General features: G+C 47.7%; 12 protein-coding genes. 2 read left to right on the top strand and 10 right to left on the bottom strand.

What is annotated here, in order from left to right; genetic code table 11:
* The first annotated feature begins 7 nt into the window (after positions 1 to 7).
* Positions 8 to 568 (top strand): HXXEE domain-containing protein, encoded by a 561-nt coding sequence (locus EHT87_RS16620; RefSeq protein WP_124907778.1) that lies wholly within the window; start codon positions 8 to 10, stop codon positions 566 to 568.
* 538 nt (positions 569 to 1,106) lie between these two features.
* On the opposite strand, the gene EHT87_RS16615 is transcribed toward EHT87_RS16620, so the two are convergent.
* From EHT87_RS16615 to EHT87_RS16595, 5 genes are all read right to left on the bottom strand, one after another.
* Positions 1,107 to 2,729, bottom strand: a complete 1,623-nt coding sequence (locus EHT87_RS16615) for a RagB/SusD family nutrient uptake outer membrane protein (RefSeq protein ID WP_124907777.1) — start codon at positions 2,727 to 2,729, stop codon at positions 1,107 to 1,109.
* An 8-nt stretch (positions 2,730 to 2,737) separates the two neighbouring features.
* The gene (locus EHT87_RS16610; protein WP_185716252.1) at positions 2,738 to 6,268 is read right to left on the bottom strand and encodes a SusC/RagA family TonB-linked outer membrane protein; all 3,531 of its coding nucleotides are present in this window, start codon (positions 6,266 to 6,268) and stop codon (positions 2,738 to 2,740) included.
* Positions 6,269 to 8,025: 1,757 nt separating this feature from the next.
* Complete coding sequence (locus tag EHT87_RS16605; protein ID WP_221622029.1) at positions 8,026 to 9,399, bottom strand: TlpA family protein disulfide reductase; 1,374 nt, start codon at positions 9,397 to 9,399, stop codon at positions 8,026 to 8,028.
* Between the two features lie 420 nt (positions 9,400 to 9,819).
* Positions 9,820 to 11,352 carry a sensor histidine kinase gene (locus tag EHT87_RS16600; protein ID WP_185716251.1) on the bottom strand — a complete coding sequence of 511 codons (1,533 nt, stop codon included), beginning with the start codon at positions 11,350 to 11,352 and terminating at the stop codon, positions 9,820 to 9,822.
* Positions 11,353 to 11,869: 517 nt separating this feature from the next.
* A complete protein-coding gene (locus tag EHT87_RS16595; RefSeq protein WP_124907774.1) occupies positions 11,870 to 12,733 on the bottom strand; it encodes an SDR family oxidoreductase in 864 nt (287 codons plus the stop codon).
* A gap of 101 nt (positions 12,734 to 12,834) precedes the next feature.
* Here EHT87_RS16595 and EHT87_RS16590 point away from each other — a divergent pair, with 101 nt between their 5' ends.
* Entirely contained in the window at positions 12,835 to 13,251 is a 417-nt protein-coding gene (locus EHT87_RS16590) for a winged helix-turn-helix transcriptional regulator (RefSeq protein WP_124907773.1), read from the top strand.
* A gap of 826 nt (positions 13,252 to 14,077) precedes the next feature.
* Here the strand turns inward: EHT87_RS16590 and EHT87_RS16585 are convergent.
* The 5 genes from EHT87_RS16585 to EHT87_RS16565 all read right to left on the bottom strand — a co-directional run bounded on the left by EHT87_RS16585 (position 14,078) and on the right by EHT87_RS16565 (position 17,954).
* Complete coding sequence (locus tag EHT87_RS16585) at positions 14,078 to 14,575, bottom strand: cupin domain-containing protein (protein ID WP_124907772.1); 498 nt, start codon at positions 14,573 to 14,575, stop codon at positions 14,078 to 14,080.
* Positions 14,576 to 14,716: 141 nt separating this feature from the next.
* Positions 14,717 to 15,133: a DUF4267 domain-containing protein gene (locus tag EHT87_RS16580; protein WP_124907771.1), complete on the bottom strand. Its 417-nt coding sequence runs from the start codon at positions 15,131 to 15,133 to the stop codon at positions 14,717 to 14,719.
* 65 nt (positions 15,134 to 15,198) lie between these two features.
* A complete protein-coding gene (locus EHT87_RS16575) occupies positions 15,199 to 15,774 on the bottom strand; it encodes a Crp/Fnr family transcriptional regulator (RefSeq protein ID WP_124907770.1) in 576 nt (191 codons plus the stop codon).
* Positions 15,775 to 16,224: 450 nt separating this feature from the next.
* Entirely contained in the window at positions 16,225 to 17,142 is a 918-nt protein-coding gene (locus EHT87_RS16570; protein WP_124907769.1) for a helix-turn-helix domain-containing protein, read from the bottom strand.
* Positions 17,143 to 17,156: 14 nt separating this feature from the next.
* Positions 17,157 to 17,954: an SDR family NAD(P)-dependent oxidoreductase gene (locus tag EHT87_RS16565; RefSeq protein ID WP_124907768.1), complete on the bottom strand. Its 798-nt coding sequence runs from the start codon at positions 17,952 to 17,954 to the stop codon at positions 17,157 to 17,159.
* Between the last annotated feature and the right edge of the window lie 235 nt (positions 17,955 to 18,189).

The raw sequence follows: 18,189 nt of genomic DNA, 5'->3' as shown, positions 1-18,189 counted from the left end.
ACATGCTATGGAGCCATTTCAATCAACGGTTGATTTTCAACGAATGTTATTCTGGTCATTCCCGTTTCTGTTTATGATTCATGATTTTGAAGAAATACTCTTCGTAAAAGCCTGGATTACCCGGAATCGGGACGTCATTAAGCAACGAATACCTAAGCTTGCCGACCGGCTGCTGCCTCATTTTGACCGGCTTAGTACGCAGGGTTTTGCCCTGGCTGTAGCCGAAGAGTTTTTGCTTGTCAGTTTAACCACTCTGCTGTCTTTAGTGACGAATCAGTTTCACCTCTGGTATTCCCTGTTTCTGGCGTTCACGGTGCACCTACTCATGCATATTGGACAAGGGCTATTTTTCCGCAGGTATGTACCTGGAATGGTTACGAGCCTCTTGTTTCTGCCAGTTTGTCTTTACATCCTATACCTTGGATTTAATCGTATGTCGTTTACTTTACCGATTGCAGGCGTGTATCTGCTTGCTGGTTTCTTATTACTGGCAGTCAATTTATTGCTCATCCATAAAATGGCAGCTTCTTTTTCGGACTGGCTTAACCGGTTTGAAAAAGGTAAGTGAATAGGCGATAAGTCAACTATCTCTTCGAAGTGGCGGCTTTTCTTTCGAAGGCAAAATAGGGCCCTCTACGGGACCGATAGACCAGTTCTACCAAAATTTGCAAGAATCTACTTGTTTGACGACCTTTTGCATGCCAGCTGGTGTTGATAAACGCTTGCTAACGTGAAGCATCTCTGTTCGTTTTGTCTCCTGATGGGCTATTCTGGCTAAGCCGTCTAGCGGTTGCCTTCCATTGTGTTCAAACTCCAAGAGATGGAAAAGGGTGAGGTACTATCTTTCTGCGAGCATACGTAGAAGAGTGGCTTAGGTATGATCGAGAGGTTGCTTTTTAAGTTTTAACTTCCGGATAAGGGTGGTCCTACGCAGGTAAAACTTTCTGCGCCGATATCGCAGTGGCGTACCACCCTGTCTCCTGTTCACTGGCTCACGTTAAAGGGATCACGACCCTATCTTCCTATGGGGTTCAATATGTTGTAAAGCTCAAAAAAAGAGAGGTGGCCCTTGCGGAACACCTCTCTTTCTTAACGTCAAAAATTGATTAATTCTGCACAGCCAACGGGTTGTACAAAATTTCATCTTCGGGAATCTTAAGGGTCATATTGGCTACCGGTAGAGTGGACTTGGTAACATGGTTAGCAGAGCTGGTTCTGTCCACAGGGATATTCCAGCGCTTGTTATTGTAGAACTCGCGGCCGCCTTCACCCCATAGTTCGATGCGGGTTTGTAGCTGCACCATTTGTAACGTGGTGAGCCCCTGCATCGCAGGATAAGTAGCTGTCGTTAGCGGTGTCATTCCTGTTCTGGTACGGGCAGCCAACAGCCTGTCGAGCGTTGCTTTGGCAGCGGCTTCTGTGGCTGGCGACATCGCTTCAGCTTCCGCTTTCATAAGCAGTACTTCCGACGTACGCATGTAATACGCCGTTGAAGCCCCCACATCAATTTTGTTGTTGCTGTTCAATCCGTGGGTAGCTGCGAATTTCAGGTTCGTGTAAGAAGGGATAAATGAAACCGTGTTGTTGGGCGGATAGGCGTAGTTGCCAATGGGTTCCAGCGAAAATGCATCTTTACGGAAATCATTGGGTGCTATTTTTTCATACAGTCGGTTATCAATCCGCTTGTAAGCTCTTTCCAGCCCTCCGTTCCCTCTGCCGAAAGGATTCATGTAAGCAAGAAAGTAAGGGTTAGCAGCACCAAGCGGGAAACCTAAAATGACCTCCGGATTTTGCGCATTATTGAGAAAGCCATTGGTTTCCGGCCTTATTTCGGGCGCTGCTGCGGTGCCTATGTTCTTCCCTCCGTACTGTGCCTGGCTCAGAAGCGTTGGATACTTTGCCAGAATCTCATTGCACGCACTGATCGCAGTAGCCCAGTCCCCAGTCCATATCGATACACGTGCCAGCAGGAAATTGACCACAGCCAGATCGATATCCGTTAGATCAGTAGTATAGCCAATCCCAGCCTCTTTAAACAAGGCAAGGGCACGGTTCAGGTCATTTTTGATAAAGGCATACGTCTCTACAGCCGATGAACGGGGCTTGTTTTCCTGCGTGGGTTGAAACCGGTCATACAACGGAAGGCCAAGTTTGTCCTTTCCGCCCTGCAGGAAGGCGTTCTGATAATTTTCCATCAGGTAGCTGTACCCATAGGCTCTGGCAAACAATCCTCTGGCTTTACATTCCTTCAGAAAGTTGTTGCTGGCTACGGTTTCATCCGGAAGATAATTGAGCATCTGGTTAGCAGTCGTAATACAAAACCAGCCATACTTCCAGTAAGCAAAATTCTTTGCGTTGGCAGATCCAATGAAATCACCGAGCTGATATTCGATTGAACCGGAGAGTACGTTCAGCCCTTCCTGATCGCCCAGAATGATATCATTTCCTTCAATAGAGCGATTGACATCCAGTCCCTGATTGGAATAATACATGTCCGCAACGCCCGCACCTGTGGCACCCACGTTGTTGAACAGCAGGGGCATGCCGTTGGCCATTCCACCCATGACGATCCGGATCTTGGCCTCGTCACCCGACGCCAGAAGTTCGGCTATTTGCTTGTCGGAAATGCTGTGTGGTGGCTCCACTTCCAGCTTATCGGCACACCCAGAAAATAGCAGCATACCCGAAACTGCCAAACCTGTTATATAGTTAGTTAGAATTCTCATCATTCGACTCATTAAAAGTTTAAATTAATACCCACCGAAAAGGTGCTCATAGGCAGATACACGGCGGCCCCTACTTCCATTCCACCAACCAGCGACATGCGCGGATCTATACCGGAGTGAGCCGTCAACATGGTCAGGTTGTCGCCGGATGCATACACCCGTATACTTTTTGTTTTCAACCTTTCCAGAATGGGGCCACTAAACGTATAACCCAGGGCGAGGTTTTTGATATTCAGATAAGAAGCGCTGAATAAAGCCAGATCGGTATACTGCCATGCCCCAAAGGTAGACCCGCCCGTATAGAACGTATCCCCATAAAATGCCATCGGGAATTTGGCATCTTTGTTCTCAGGTGTCCAGGTATTTCCCAAGACTTCTTTCGACAATGCGTTCCCGATGTTCCCCGATCGGTACAGGTTGTTGGCATATTCCACACTCAGGAATTTCCCCCCCAGCTGGTAGGCCAGGATAGCGGTGAAGTCGAAACCTTTATATTGTAAGCGTGTTGTAAAGCCACCAATAATTTTTGGAATGGCACTACCCATTTCATACCGGTTGGCCAGCGTGTAGTTAGCTGTGCTAACAATGGATCCCACTTTACTATCCGTAAAGCGTCCTGCATCCTGGTCTTCCTGCGTAACGGTGTGATTGAACAAGGGCAAACCGGTGCTCTGTTCCACTCCTGCGTACTTGTAGAGATAGAGGTTGTAGTAATCCTTATTTTCACCACGCAGGTACATGATCTGGCCGGAGTTGTTAGCACCGCCATTTGCAATTCCCCAGCCATCGATGGAGCCTGTAAAGTTTCCGCCCAGTGATGGCGAACCGACACTTTTGGGAAATTTAGTCAGAATGGTGCGGTAGTGGGTACCGTTCAATCCGATGCTCCAGTTGAAATTTTTGCTTTGGATGAGTTTGATGTCCAAGGCAACTTCCACACCGCGGTTGACAATTTCAGCGCTGTTCAGGGTGAGTGAAGCTTGTCCCATTGAAGAGGCAATAGGCTGTGCAAACACGGAGTTTACCGTATTCTTGTTGTAGACATCTATGGTTCCACTCAATCTCCTGTTTAAAAGGGTGAAATCGATACCGGCATCAAACGTATGCGTGTTTTCCCAGGTTAATTTATCATTTACGGCAGCACCTTGCTGAAGTGTGTACGTTGCAGGAACACCTGCTCCAGCCGTTGAACTGGTGTAAACCGCACCGTAGCTCCAGGTCTGATAACCCGAGTAGTTGCTGATACCGCTCTGGTTACCGATCACCCCATAGCTGGCCCGTACTTTCAATTCGTTGATGACGTTATTGAATCTCTGCATGAATTTTTCCTGAGAAATACGCCATCCACCACCAACAGACCAGAATGTACCCCAGCGATTCTCTTTAAATCGGAATTTAGACGAACCGTCTCTGCGCAGTGAGCCTTCCACAAAATACTTTTCGTCATAGTTGTACACCGCCCGGCCAAAATAGCTATCCATGGCCGTGATGTCTCCACCATAACCCGGAACACCGAAGGGTGCGCCCGCTGTATTGTACCGGCTGGTGAAGTTACCTGCGCCGGTAAACCCATTGATCAGAGAATACGCAGAGGCAAAGTTCAGCAGATCACTTTTATATTGGTAGAATTCATGTGCAGCCAGTGCCGTAACGGAGTGGCGGCCAAATTCCTGACCCCAGTTCAGCAGTTGTTGCGTGTTGAAAACGCCGGTGTTCGTATAATACTTTCCAATCGCACCTATACCCACCACAGCTCCCGTCTCAGGCGTACCGTAACGCGTCCGCACTTCCGTAAAGCGGTCATACGAAATGTTGTTTGTAAAGCTGAAATTCTTGAGGAAATTCACCGTGAAATACCCTTTAAGGTTCAAGTCGTGCGATTCCCTGTTATCGATGTCTTTATCCAACAGGTCGATCAGGTTGGTTGCATAAAGCGGTTGGCTGGTGGTTCCGTTCGGGAAAGTACCGGGCTGAACGCCAAGGGGTGAATAGCTATCATTCGCATTATCAGACACCATGTCGGTGCCGTTCGGATTTTTACGGATATTTCCCGCAAGGTCTCTGGCGAACAACGGTACGAGTTGATTCTGCCCATTCACCCACCTGAACACGTTTTGCTGCACGGTTCCGGGGTTGCGTCCGAAACGGGTAGCCGGAGATAGGGTATTCCGCATACTGTAACCCAGATTTGTTCCTACTTTCAGCCAGCTGGTGATTTGTGCATTAACATTTGTACGTGCGTTGTAACGCTTGAATGCCGACCCTCTGATATAAGAAGGATCTTCCAGCATGCCCACCGAAACAAAGTAATCCATTTTATCGGAGCCACCGCTTGCCGATATAGCATGCTCCTGACGGAACATTTTTTCGAAAAAGTAATCCTTGTACGATCCGGCTTGCCAAAGTGGTCTTGCATTCGGATTCAACTTGCCCGTGACAGGGTCAATCAGGTACGCACCCGACATGGTCGCACTGGCATTGGCTCCGCTACCGGTGGTGGTATACACAGCGCCCGGCACGTCATAAGCCATGTAGTTCCCCAACAGGTTCTGGGCAAAGTTTGTCTTTGATCCCGTGTAATCGAATAAATGGGAACTGGCAAACAAACCGGCCGCTTCATGAGACATGTTTGGATTGGCCACATTCGTCGTGAATTTACCGTCGGTAGATGATCCGCCGTTCACACCGTAGCGTGCGGAGTTGTAGATGGCCAGCCAGGCATGTTCATAAATGTCTTTGGCATCATCAATAATATCAAACCGCAATCCACCCAGGTAATTGAATCCAGCCCGGGTTTCTACCGAAATATTCGGTTTGCCTCTTGCTCCTTTTTTAGTAGTCACAAGCACGACCCCATTTGCTCCACGCGAACCGTAAACGGCAGTGGAAGCGGCATCTTTCAGCACGCTGATGCTTTCGATGTCCTTTGGATTGATGGAAGACAGTGCATTGGGGTATTCAGTGGGCACACCATCGATCACGATCAGGGCATTGGAACTGTTCTGGCTGGTAGAGCCCGCTCCGCGTAAACGAATACCCATGTCCAGACCGGGCTGGCCATCAATGGAAGCAACCTGAATCCCGGGGACCACACCTTCAAGGGCTCTGGTAACCGTGGAGTTTGCCTGCACAGAAATAATTTTAGAATCAACCTGTGATACCGCACCAGTAAGCGTGTTTTTCTTAGCGGTACCGTACCCGATAACGACTACTTCGCTAAGCTGATTGTCTGCCGCGGCCAGGTTAATGTTAATAACTTTCCTGTTGCCCACAACGGTTTCCTGGGTGGTGTATCCGATAAAGGAGAATACCAGGGTCGAATTTGCATTAGGAACATTTGGGATGGTAAAAATCCCATCGGAATTGGTGACAGTGCCGATCGTTGTCTCTTTAACGATCACACTCACCCCGGGCAATGTGGCCCCTGAGGCATCGGTTACCTTTCCGGAAACCTTCACCTGTGCATAAAGGCCTAGGCTAAAAAGCAGGTTGCACAAAAGGAATAAGGATCCTTTTCTTTTGATGGTAATGATTTTGGGCATACGTGAATAGGAATAAAGGTGAATAATAAAATAGGAAACTAATTGGTAGTAAGAAAAATGGTGTTCATATGTCGCAAAAGCAGACGAGGAGAAACTTCTCCCTACCTAGAGTATTTAAAAATTAATTATTTTTCTGCTATATCAAAATAAAGCCGGTTTTCTGGGCAGCTTTTACTTTGGATGGCCGATAGTCCGGACCTTAAATTTGGTAGAACTGGTCTGGAGTTATCTAAAGCATAGCTGGAAGAACCAACGGGGCCGCCCGAGCGGTCTTTACTAATTTAGCACAACTGCGGGTAGCGATTCAGGAACAAAATAAGGTACTGGAGCAATAACATGCTGGTTAAAAGCTTCGTCCGAAAGAAGGAAGTAGCCTCAGTTATAGATTAATTCTTTCTTCTATAAATTGAAAATAGCAATCGGGACGGACTTTAAGTAGTTGCGTTCTGTCGGTTAAAGTTGTGTTTAGAAAAAAATAAAAATCAGATAGTTGTTTACTAATATCCTGATTTATAAAAATATAATCATCAAAAAGGCGAACATGATGCGTCGTTTCTGCGAAGCTTTTAAAGCATTTTAAATAAATTATACAGGGATTAAATAAGAATTAAAAACAATGCACCCGTATTGAAATACTAGTATTTCAATACGGGTGCATGTTCATCTAAGTAAAATTATTCGAACAAATTAATGTAAAACCGACAACACATCATGAAAAACACGTTCTACTTTCTTCCCGTCTTGCTAGTAGTAACCATGCGTGTTGCCAGGGCACGACCTTCCGGAGTGAACATTGATGATACACCGATGGGCAAACGGCATATATTGAATGCGGCAAAAGTAATGTGACGGTTTATATAGATGGGATTAAAAATGATGATGGGATCGATCACGAGATTGCTATGGAAATCTCATCTAAATTTTCGTTCAGTTACACAAATAATTTACATTCTTAACTTAGACTCCAATCACCAGGATGGCTCTATTCAAGTTACTTGGACGGGCTATTCCGGTCCTATAACTGTCTTTGAATTATTCGATAAATTCGGAAACTTAGTTAAGATCGAATAGCTACACTTTTCAAGGTACAAAGCCAATTAATATTGTCTGGCAAATAGCTGGAGATGGTACTGTTAATGGATCAAGCTCATATACCCTGTAATTTTGTTTCTAATCCTAATCACCCATTATCTCACTAAAGTTTTAGCTGGTCAATACTGTTTGGCAGTAATGTACCTTCTTTTTCTGGTTCTTCTACTGAATTTCCGCTTGAAAAGGCTGTTTTGGAGTTTTGTTCCATACCGGGGAGCAGGATAACAGGACAACACTAGTCAGCCATATAGGTACTGGCTATGCATTTTCTGACCAGTATGCTGACCCAAGTTGAGCCCCATATCTGTTCCGATAGTTGGTAGGGCCAGAAAGGTATGAATTGCTGATTGGGCTTCGCTCTTATTTCCTTTTCCAATTTCAAGGAAACTGAATTAAACGGTGTGAACGCCGGAATGGGCGTTTAATGCGACAGTCTACTCCAGGATTTTATAACTTCTGTGTGATGTTGGTTTTACGTTTGTAAAACTGTCTGCGTCGGCATCGCAGTAGCGCTCCACCCCGGTCACGAACTCACCTAGGATGCTGAAAATGGTATACGGTGCGTGGTTGCGATTGATTCGTGTCTGGGCCGCCCGGCGGATGGCAATATGAGACTATTGGCTCGTGCGACAAGGTTTTTGTCTGCTATATCACCTAACAAGCTATTATAAGCCCACTTTTGCTAACAAGGCCGCTAATTCGCCTGTTTCGGAGGGGCGGGGGGCACTGTAGGCTACGATGGCACCATTCGGATCCAACAAAATATATCTCGGTATACCGTTTACGGCATATTCTCTAGTAAAGGATGGATCGGCCGGATTGGCCAGCAATTGAATACCATCCATCTTTTTCTGTTTTATGGTAGCCGCCCACTTGTGAACATCTTTATCTATCGAGATGCTCACAAAAACAATATTCTTGCCTTGGTAAGTTTGCTCCAGTTTTTTCAGGAAAGGCATCTCTCCCCAACAATTGCCACACCAGCTAGCCCATAGATCAATGTAAACGTACTTGCCTCTAAACGCTTTCAGGGAGGTCGTACCACCCTGGTAATTTCTGTAATTGACAAACTCGGGAGAAGGTTTGCCCACTTTTAACTTGCTTAATCGCAGATAGGCATCCGCCATGTCGGCCTTGAATACTTCGTCAGCACCGGTGTAATAAATTTGGAAGTCCTGATAGTAAGCTTCGACATCCTTGACTTCTTTCAGCTCATACATGGCCCTTTCGGTGATGAGGCCATTTTTGATCGACTCATTGGGTACGATCAAAGAAAGTAATTTTAGCCTGTTTTGTAACGGGGAGTAAGAGGGATTTGCTTTCTTTTTTTCGTTCTCCAAACGGTTTAACTGCACCATGTAATAGTTATGGACCAGATTTCTATAATAGCCATCCTGCCGGTAATCCGTCTCGTTTAAGTAATCAATGGTCAACTCCTTCTCGGACTCTATTGAAGGCGTAAAAGCCGAGTTGGCTTCTTTTTTAAGGTAAAGAAAATGGTGGAGTTCATAAAGATACTCGTACTGAATCGCTTTTGCCTGGGCTGAGCGTAACTCGTGAGGTAGTTGGGCTGTTTGTAATCGAGCCATGGCTTGCTGCCTGATACCTCCAATAAGTTGCCTGAACTCGGCTTCTGACCGTTTGGTATTTAGACGGTCGATAAAAACGCGTTGCTGCTGTTTGGCAATGAAATACTGATTGATGGGTGCATCATCACCACCCAGTTCGACCGTGCCCTTTCTGAAAGTATCCGCATCATAGCTGATCGTATATCTTTTTGATTGGTTCAAATAGAGTGGCACAGGGTTTTTCCCATCCCAGATAATGTATTCCCCACTGCCAGTACTAAGGGTATCAACAAACGACCCATCATCGGTCAATGGGATCAACTTTTTTGGTTGGTTTGAACCGAATGGGGGAGTAAGTACAATTGTTTTTTCTCCCGTAGGCAGGGGATCAACATGTTGGATTTTACCTGCCAGGATGATGTACTCTTTTGGGGCCTGAGCAAAAGAGGGACAAACCGCATAACTGCTCATGACGAAGAGCGTTATGATGAATTTGCTTTGCATGGTTGATGGGCTCGTGAACTGTAACCAAGAATATAGTCCTGTTGCCTGATAGCGATAAATATTCTGCTAATGTATAATAATCCGGCTTACGCCATTGGCTTATCTGTGTTCCAAATAGCTGCTAAGTAGCATCAGTCGAATACTGTCCCGGTAAACTAGAGTAAAATTGTGGATTCTCCCATAACCCTCATTTATAAGACGATCAATATGCTATTTTTTGAGTATCGAAGTAATTAGTACGCACAGTTTCAGAACTAATATTCTGACCCAAAATGAGCCCTTTATTTATAGAGAAAAATAATAGTCCAAAAAGCTATGAATTGCTGATTGGGCTTCGCTCTTATTTTCAAATTACCAATAAAAAGCCTGGGAGTCACACCGAAAAAATCAAGTAATGGGCAGGTACACTTGGAAAACAGCACCCTGGCCGGGACGACTGCGGACGGTGATAGCACCCCCATGGTTAGCGACCACTTTTTCACAGATGGCTAACCCAATGCCCGTACCGGAATATTCACTTCGACCGTGCAGGCGCTGAAAAACCTGGAAGATCCGCTGTACATATTTCTGATCAAATCCGATGCCGTTGTCGATGACGTCCACCCGGTGATAACCTGCAGCATCCCGCACGGGTTTTACCTCAGCGGGTAACGCTTGATGCGTTACAGAGGAGGCCTTAATCTCGATAAGCGGTGGAACTTCGGGCCGATGAAATTTCAAGGCATTGCCCAGCAGATTTTGGAAAAGCTGCCGAAGTTGCGTGGGATCCCCCTGGACAGTTGGTAAAGGAGAGATCCTGATTAAGGCCCCTGTTTCGGCGATGGTCAGTTCCAGGTCAACCAAAACCGACTTTAGTAAGTCATCCAGAGCGATAATCGAGGGTTCGGCCAGCGGAGAGGAAAGCCGGGAAAAGGCCAGCAGATCCCGAATCAAAACCGACATCCGGTCGGCGGCTAGCTGCATGCGATTCAAATAATCGACGCCTGCTCCCAGGGCCGATGCATACTGCCCCTTCAGAATATCACCAAACGATTGAATCTTCCGTAAGGGCTCCTGTAAATCGTGACTTGCGACGTATGCGAATGATTGCAGATTACTGTTGGAGTTCTGAAGTTCGGCATTGATCTGTTGGAGCCGATGCGTTTGCTGAGCCACCTGCTGCTCCAGTAACTCCTTGGTCAGTTTGGTTTGAGTTGTGTCCAGGACGGTGCCGATGAAGCGGTTAACCTGGCCGTTTTGATCGAAAAACGCCTGTCCCTTGGCCCGAATCCATCGCACTTGTCCGTCCATTATTCCTACTGTCCGGTATTCAATATCGTAATACCCCGAACTACCTGGCTGCAGAACGGACTGAACGATGGCGTCGGTGGTATCCCGGTCGTCAGGATGGAGCCCCTGTAAAAAGACCGAGTAATCGATCTCCGCGTTGGGCGGCAGTCCAAAGAGCGCCTTGCATTGATCCGACCAGATCAACTCGCCACTGCGCGGATCAAAATCCCAGGTACCCAGGTCCGTTGATTCAATGGCCATCCGCAGGCGCTCCTGCATGTTCTTCAACTCGTGAATGTCGACGACTGATCCGACGAATCCCAGAAACGTATTATCTGTATCAAAGCGGGGCCTACCCGTATCTTTCATCCACCGATAGGTGCCGTCGATGGCCCGCAGGCGGTAGTCCATCGAGAAGGGCTTTTGCTGCTCATTAGCCTTTAAAAAAATATCACCCGATGGCTGGGCGTCCTCAGGATGGACTGCCTGTAGCCATCCCATTCCTAATGCGGCTTCTGGTAGTTGCCCCGTATACTCGTACCACCGCTGATTCAGGTAGGTACAAAGGCCATCGGGACGGGTCGCCCAAACTATAATCGGCAAATCGTCAGCCAGTGGAAGAATAGTGGGCGTATCGGATGGAGTAGGCAAAGAGGGAAACATTAAACGAGCCAGGATATCATCCTAAAAGTAGGCAGATTTGATCATAACCTAAAACTTTCCAACTGGCAATCTGAGATTCAATAGTCTGCCAGTGAAGAAGCGCTCGAAAACTACTGGTCTTAACCTACCAATAAGGGCCGTCTGTAAGTGACTAATTAAACCGCTCGTGGCTCCGGGCCGACGGTGCGCACGTCAGGAGAAACGATTTAAATTGGCCAATCGATTAACAATTAGTAACTTGATCAACCGGCCAATCAGCACCTTTTTTGTACCGACGCTTCGTGTAATCTACTGGCTGCCTGTGCTACTTGGGCTCCTGACGGGGCACATCACCTGGACTCAGCTTCAGATCCAGGGCCTGGTAGGGTCTTGAAGGAGGGGCGAATTCGCTTGCCAGAAAGCGGGAAACAACCGGGGCTGGCCAGACTACCATCAAGCAAGTGAGCTCCTCTGGGAAGTCACTTGCCGATGAATTGAGGCATGGGGTATCGGCCGCTACAAGCAGTCAGCTAACCGGGAAGTAAGCCGTTTTCAGGTACTCCCGCAGCGAAGTTGGCTTGTGGCCCAGCAGACGCTCGACGGTATCGTTCGTCCCGGCCAGCATGCCGTGTTTTGTGGCGGCACCCCACTGGGCCAGGAAGTTGGCGACGACTTCAGGGAAGCCGGCGGCTACTTTCTGCGCGATGTAGGGCGCCAGCTCGCTGCTTTGGTAAGCGATGGGCCGGCCCGCCAACGCAGAGAATTCCCGGGCGATGTCGTGAAACGAATAGGCTTCGCTTCCTGACAGGGTATACTCCTGGTTGTCATGCCCTTCGCTGGTCAGCAGGGCAGCCGTGGCAGCGGCCAGTTCGGTCCGCTTGACGAAAGCGATCTTGCCTTCCCCCGCCGGGAAAAGGATCTCCGTGTCCGGCACCTCGCTTCCAATCAGGTGCGCAAGGCCTTCAAAGTAGTAGCCGTTTTTAAGAATGGTGTATACCAGCCCGGACGCTTTGAGGTGGGCTTCCGTGGCCAGGTCGCTTTCGGTGACCTCCTGCAGCACAAAATTTGTGCTGCGCTGGATGCTGGTGTAAAAAAGATGCTTCACCCCGGCTTCCGTAGCGGCATCAATGACGTTCCGGTGCTGGCGCACCCGGTCGGTAAAGGCCACGGCGGAAACCAGCAGCACCTTATCGACGCCCCGAAAGGCTTGCACCAGCGCGGAGTAGTCAAAGTAGTCGGCTTGCCGGACGTCAACACCCTGCTGCAAAAGGTCCGTGGCTTTGCTGACGTCGCGCACCAGCGCGGCAATTTCGGTGGCCGGGGTGGTAGTGAGCAAAAAGTCGATGGTTTGGTGGCCTAACCCACCGGTAGCTCCCGTTACTAGAATCATGTTAAAAAGAAATAAAAATACTTGTATATTTACTTGCGATTTGCAAGTGTAAAGGTAGAATAAAATACTTGCAAAAAGCAAGTAAAAATAAATCACTTTTTATGAAAGAGGTAAAACAGCGTTCCACTTGCCCCGTCAGCACATCACTCGACGTGCTGGGAGACAAATGGACTCTGCTCATTCTCCGGGACATGGTATTCGCGGGGAAGTCTACGTATGGGCAATTCCTGCAGTCGGCTGAAAAAATGGCGACCAACGTTCTGGCCGACCGCCTGGCGGTCCTGGAGTCGCAAGGCATCTTAACCAAGGCTGTGGCCGCCGACAAGAAATCGAAGTTCACCTACCGTCTGACAGAAAAAGGTGTCGATACCGTCCCCATTATTATTGCACTTATTCTGTGGGGAACCAAGCATTGCCCGACCGCCGTCGACCTTGGCTTGCTGGAAGAACTTCAGTCGGGCAAAGACGCGGCCATTGAGAAGTACCAACGGCTTGCCCGTGAAAAGGCCCTGGCCTAAACAAGAGACGTACGTCCTCACGCCTGGAAAGCCGTGGGATAAATAGCGTTGCGATTCCAAGCCCGCTCTTTTAAGCTTTGGGGGGATCGCCAGAGTAGCGCTTTTTCAGGCTCCCAAGAGCCCCATTTTTGTGTTGAGAATGATAGGGCCAAAAAGGTATAAATATTATTCCGGAGCCGGTTTCCTTCTCCCCTGGCTTTGGCACCCGCATCGCCGTGCGGTTCCCCGCCGTGCAATTTTCCTGAGGAGCATTCATTTTTGGGAACTTCTTAAATAATAACGCAGGGATTCTTAGAGGTTGTTGGGGAATTTATAAGTAGGTAAAAAAAAGGGTGCCTTCTTACCTTTATATTGTGGGCTAATTGTGCCTTGATGTTGAACCGATTAGCAAAATAACCAAATAATATTTCCCAACATCTTCTTAGAGGGATTTTTTACAGAAACAGGAATAGTAGCCTTTTTGCGGGCTATTCTGCGATTTCTCTCCGTTTTTTGAAGACTGATTTGTGCTTTCTTCTTGATCTAATCCAGGCCAACGTTTACCAGTGAACAGGTCGATAATACTGAGCTTTGTTTGTGCTCCTATTCACAATACGATCATTTTAGAGATGAATAATGCGGTATTTGCTCGCATTAAAAGTGGCGATCGATACTCATTTTCTGAACAGATATCCTGACCCCAGCTTAGCTCCTCTGTTATGAGAAATGAACGGTTCAATAAGCTATTAATTTTGTCCAAAGGTCTTGCTAGTCTGGCCCTAAAATCTGGTCTGGAATGTAGCAAGTCTCACTGAAGGCAGGAAGCCCTCTTCCTCGGGGATAGCGATTAATCCAGGTAATCGGGCGGAAATACTTGCTGACCGTAACGGCCCGCTATTTCCTGCAACTTTTTGACATCGGCTTGATCCATCGGTGGAGCGGGCAGGAACTGCCCATACTCAACCGGTTGGCCAATCTCCTCGAAAAATTTTTCCAGGCCAGCGGGAACGACGGTACACAGCAGGTGCGCCATTTCGCCGGTCTTATTTTTGAAGCCATGAACCATACCGCCTTTGGGAATATGGATAAAGGACCCCTTCCGGGCCACATAACGGCCTGCCTCTGATTTGACCTCAATTTCGCCGTCGATGACATAAAATGTCTCGGCGAAAGCAGCATGCGCATGAGGGCCTGGACCACCGCCGGGGGGGACAATCATATCAATCGTGGCAAAAGCCCCCTGGGTGTCGTCCCCAGATACCAGGATCCGATACGTGGCACCCACCACTGAAACCGTCTTTCCCTCTTTCGGATCACGGGTTAACGGATGATTTTTAGTTTCCATACGGATAAATTTTTGACTAACGAAATGCAGGAAATGGTGTAGAAATACGGGCAATTGGGTGGTACCACGGCCGGAAACCAGTAAGGAAGATCCGGCGTGGGTTCACTTTGTGGAAAAAGGCTATTAATCCGCTACCCGAGTTTACTTTTTAGGTTCTGCCCGCACTAAAAAGAAAGTTGTGATCATCATATACCCAGCCGTACCCCCATGAATCAGCCAATGCGTCACATCCTGCGTGCCGTTGACAGCCAGGATGGTAAGACAATCGGACAGGGGAATAATGATGGCTGCGCCAAAGGCGAAGGTCGTTGCCTGGAGCTTCCGTGGGATCAGGAACAGGAGCACCACCACCCCCGAAAAGAGATCCCGGATGCCTTTGATCCAGCCATAAGCCATGGCCTCCCTGGTAGGGGCGAGCGGAATGCCGAACCCTTCGGCACCAGCGGCAGGGGCCACTATAAACCGCAAACCCAGGAAAATAATACCCACCGCAGCGAGTGCCGTCAGCCAGTACGAGACCGAACGGGGCCCCCAGTACTGGATTGGTTGTGTTTTCATTTGCTTATCTGATTTGTTAAGCAAATGTCGCCCGGCTACTTTTTTTATTCATTCACCCAGGTTAATTAATGCGGGTGGGTTTGTCTTTTCCGAATCCGGGATAAGGATTGGGGTTTAATGCCGACATAGGAGGCAATGTAATACTGGGATACCCGCTGACTGATGGCTGCAAATGTGTGCAGGAAACGCTGGTAACGCACCTCGGGCGAATCCTTGTAAAATGAGGCTAGTTGCTGGAGAACCGTGACGAAAACCTGTTCGATACCCAGTCGGCCCAGGCGCTCCCCCTGCTTCACGCTTTGATAAAGTTGTTGCAGACCCGCATAGCTCACAACATAAAGTGAGGTGTCCTCCAGGGCCTGAATATTTTTGCTGGATGGTGTCTGAGGCAGGAAGCTTTCATAATCGCAGACAAAATCGCCCTCCCGGCTGAAATAATAGGTGCCCTCCTGGCCATCCTCATTGATATAATACCGAACCAATCCAACGCTGATTAGGGCAACCGAATGGCATACCTGGCCTTCCCGCAAAAAGTGCTCCCCCTTTTTGATCCTCTTTTCCGTGAAGAGCTGTTTTAGTAATTGCGCTTCCTGCTCCGAAAGGCTGATGATTTGGTTGATTCTGTCGATTAGGAATTCCATCAGGCAATATAGTTTATAGTTAGTTTAAGGAGTCGCTCTGGTAAACGGGGGACGCTATGGATAACCGAACACCAACTATAGCAGCATGATCCGCACCGTCAGTAGTGGCAGGCATCCCAGTTGAAACAAAAAGAACCGGGCCTCCTTCATCTTGGTTGATTCTTAAGTCTCCAATTCGCGAACTCATATGTGATGCTGAAAATGCTACATAGATTCGTGACGGGGCCGCCCGGCGAATGCCAATTTGAGCCTGGTGGATGAAGCGAAGAAGGGCTTGGTGTTAGGGTAATTAATAGCATAGGAAAACGGGCGGGCCGCAGCCACGGGCGTTTGATGAAACACTGTACCTTGGTGTGGCACACATGTAGCACTTAAGGATCGGGATCGGATACAGCTGGCGCAGCCTGGCAATCTGATTGACAAGCGAAGCGGGTCTGTATTGGGTTAGCCTTAATTAAAGGACCGCCGGTATTCAGTGGGAGTTTGGTGAGTTTTGCTTTTAAATAATTTGCTCAACGACTGAGAAAACTCAAAGCCCAATCGATAGGCAATTTCAGCCACCGTCAGGTCGGTGGTGGCCAAAATGTCTTTGGCCTGTTCAACCAGTTTGTCATGAATCAACTGCTGGGTCGTTCGTCCGGACTGGTTCTTTAAACAGTCACTTAAGTATTTGGGCGATACGTTCAGTTGAGCAGCTAGTGAGCTGGGGGTAGGCAAGCCTATTGTCTGAGCCGTATGTTCAAAATAGCTTGCCAAAAGGCCCTCAACTTTTTGGATCAAGGAAGTACTCAGGGGCTTACGTACTATGAATTGCCTGGTATAATACCGATGGCAGTAGGCTAATAACAAATCGATGTTGGCCAGGGTAATGTCCTGACTGAAATGATCAATGGGTAGCTTAATTTCCTGTACCAGTTGAAGCAGGATCGCTTCGATCATCGTTTCCTCGTCCTCCGACAAGACCAAGGCTTCATTCAGCGCATAGCCAAAGTAACCGTACTGTTTAATCTTTTGCTGCAAGGGATGGCCTCGAATAAAATCAGGATGAATCAGCAGACACCACCCTGATTGGGGTTGCCAAGCGCCTGGTTCAATAAGTTGTACTTGATTCGGGGCGAAGAAAGACATGAGGCCTTCATCGAAATCATAAGGTGTTTGACCATAGTGCACTTTGCAAGGGCAGTCTCTCTTCAGCGTTATCTGATACAAATGAGAAATGAATTTCACCTTCTGGTTTAGTACGGCTTGGGGTACCTGGTCAAAGCGGAACAAGCTCACTAATGGATGTTTAGGCTTACCAAGCCCGATCAGTTGATGCTGTTGGCTAACGGTTTCGACAACTACCGTTTGCATTTCCTCTTTTTTCATGCTGACAAACTTAATTAATAATCAGTCATTTTTTGGCGATAAGAAGCAGCCATTCGTTTGGCAATTAGTGAATTGGGGATTAATGCCGTCAGTTTTGCTCCCATTCGGTTGGAGCCTCCTGAAATAACAACATGTTTCTTTTGTTCCAATCCGTTCATGAGCTCATCCGCTACTTGGTCCGGTGTTTGTAGACTGGCCCCCTCAGTCAATGCTTTTCCTTTTTGGTTTTCGATTCCTGCGGCCTGGTTAAAATTGGTCTTTGTCAGGCCTGGGCAAAGTAACATGACATGAATGTTGTGCGGCTTGCATTCTTGGGTAATCGCTTCGGTGAAAGAACGGACAAAAACTTTGCTGGCGGCATAAACGGCCATATAGGGAACTGGCATGAAAGCCGCCATTGAGGCTACATTGATAACGGTACCACTTTTTCTTTTTTGCATTTGAGGCAAAAAGTAATGCGTCATAGCCACCAAGGAGCTATTGTTTAGCTGCAACATGGCTAGCTCTCCCTGTAAGGGCAGTGCAGAAAATTCACCTCCAGAACCGATGCCTGCATTATTGATCAGGGTTTCAATTTCCAGATTACGCGTTTGAGTTTCCCGAAAAATTTGCTGGGCGGCTTCGGGCTTGGCTAAATCAGCCACAATGTATTGAGCCTGAATTCCGAATTGGGTAGAAAGCTGTTGACAAAGTTGGGCTAGTTTTTCTTCGTTTCTGGCGATCAAAACCAGGTTATGCTTTCTACTGGCTAACTTACTGGCAAGGGCTTCTCCAATACCACCTGAAGCGCCGGTAATTAATGCTGTTTTCATGTTTGTGCTGTTAATGATAATTTGCACAAAATTGGCGACACTCCTATTGACAAACGTATCCAAAAGTCGGATTATGGTGCCTGAAATTCGGCAATATTAACAGGTAGGGCACGACTCAGCCAAGAAATAAGACTACTCAGTAAAGTCGTTAAGTCGAGTGGTGCACAATCCCCAAAAACGCTCCCATTTGAGACGATGTGAATTCGCGTCTTCATAAGGACGTTTGAAAACCCAG

Source organism: Larkinella knui, from assembly GCF_003858645.1.
GTDB classification, from domain to species: domain Bacteria; phylum Bacteroidota; class Bacteroidia; order Cytophagales; family Spirosomataceae; genus Larkinella; species Larkinella knui.
This window is presented reverse-complemented; position numbering and strand designations above follow the sequence as displayed.

Bases quoted from the DNA above. Each gene is read 5' to 3' on its own strand.
- EHT87_RS16620 (WP_124907778.1), top strand. From the start codon at position 8: ATGGAGCCATTTCAATCAACGGTTGATTTTCAACGAATGTTATTCTGG.
- EHT87_RS16615 (WP_124907777.1), bottom strand. From the start codon at position 2,729: ATGATGAGAATTCTAACTAACTATATAACAGGTTTGGCAGTTTCGGGT.
- EHT87_RS16610 (WP_185716252.1), bottom strand. From the start codon at position 6,268: ATGCCCAAAATCATTACCATCAAAAGAAAAGGATCCTTATTCCTTTTG.
- EHT87_RS16605 (WP_221622029.1), bottom strand. From the start codon at position 9,399: ATGAGCAGTTATGCGGTTTGTCCCTCTTTTGCTCAGGCCCCAAAAGAG.
- EHT87_RS16595 (WP_124907774.1), bottom strand. From the start codon at position 12,733: ATGATTCTAGTAACGGGAGCTACCGGTGGGTTAGGCCACCAAACCATC.
- EHT87_RS16590 (WP_124907773.1), top strand. From the start codon at position 12,835: ATGAAAGAGGTAAAACAGCGTTCCACTTGCCCCGTCAGCACATCACTC.
- EHT87_RS16585 (WP_124907772.1), bottom strand. From the start codon at position 14,575: ATGGAAACTAAAAATCATCCGTTAACCCGTGATCCGAAAGAGGGAAAG.
- EHT87_RS16580 (WP_124907771.1), bottom strand. From the start codon at position 15,133: ATGAAAACACAACCAATCCAGTACTGGGGGCCCCGTTCGGTCTCGTAC.
- EHT87_RS16575 (WP_124907770.1), bottom strand. From the start codon at position 15,774: ATGGAATTCCTAATCGACAGAATCAACCAAATCATCAGCCTTTCGGAG.
- EHT87_RS16570 (WP_124907769.1), bottom strand. From the start codon at position 17,142: ATGAAAAAAGAGGAAATGCAAACGGTAGTTGTCGAAACCGTTAGCCAA.
- EHT87_RS16565 (WP_124907768.1), bottom strand. From the start codon at position 17,954: ATGAAAACAGCATTAATTACCGGCGCTTCAGGTGGTATTGGAGAAGCC.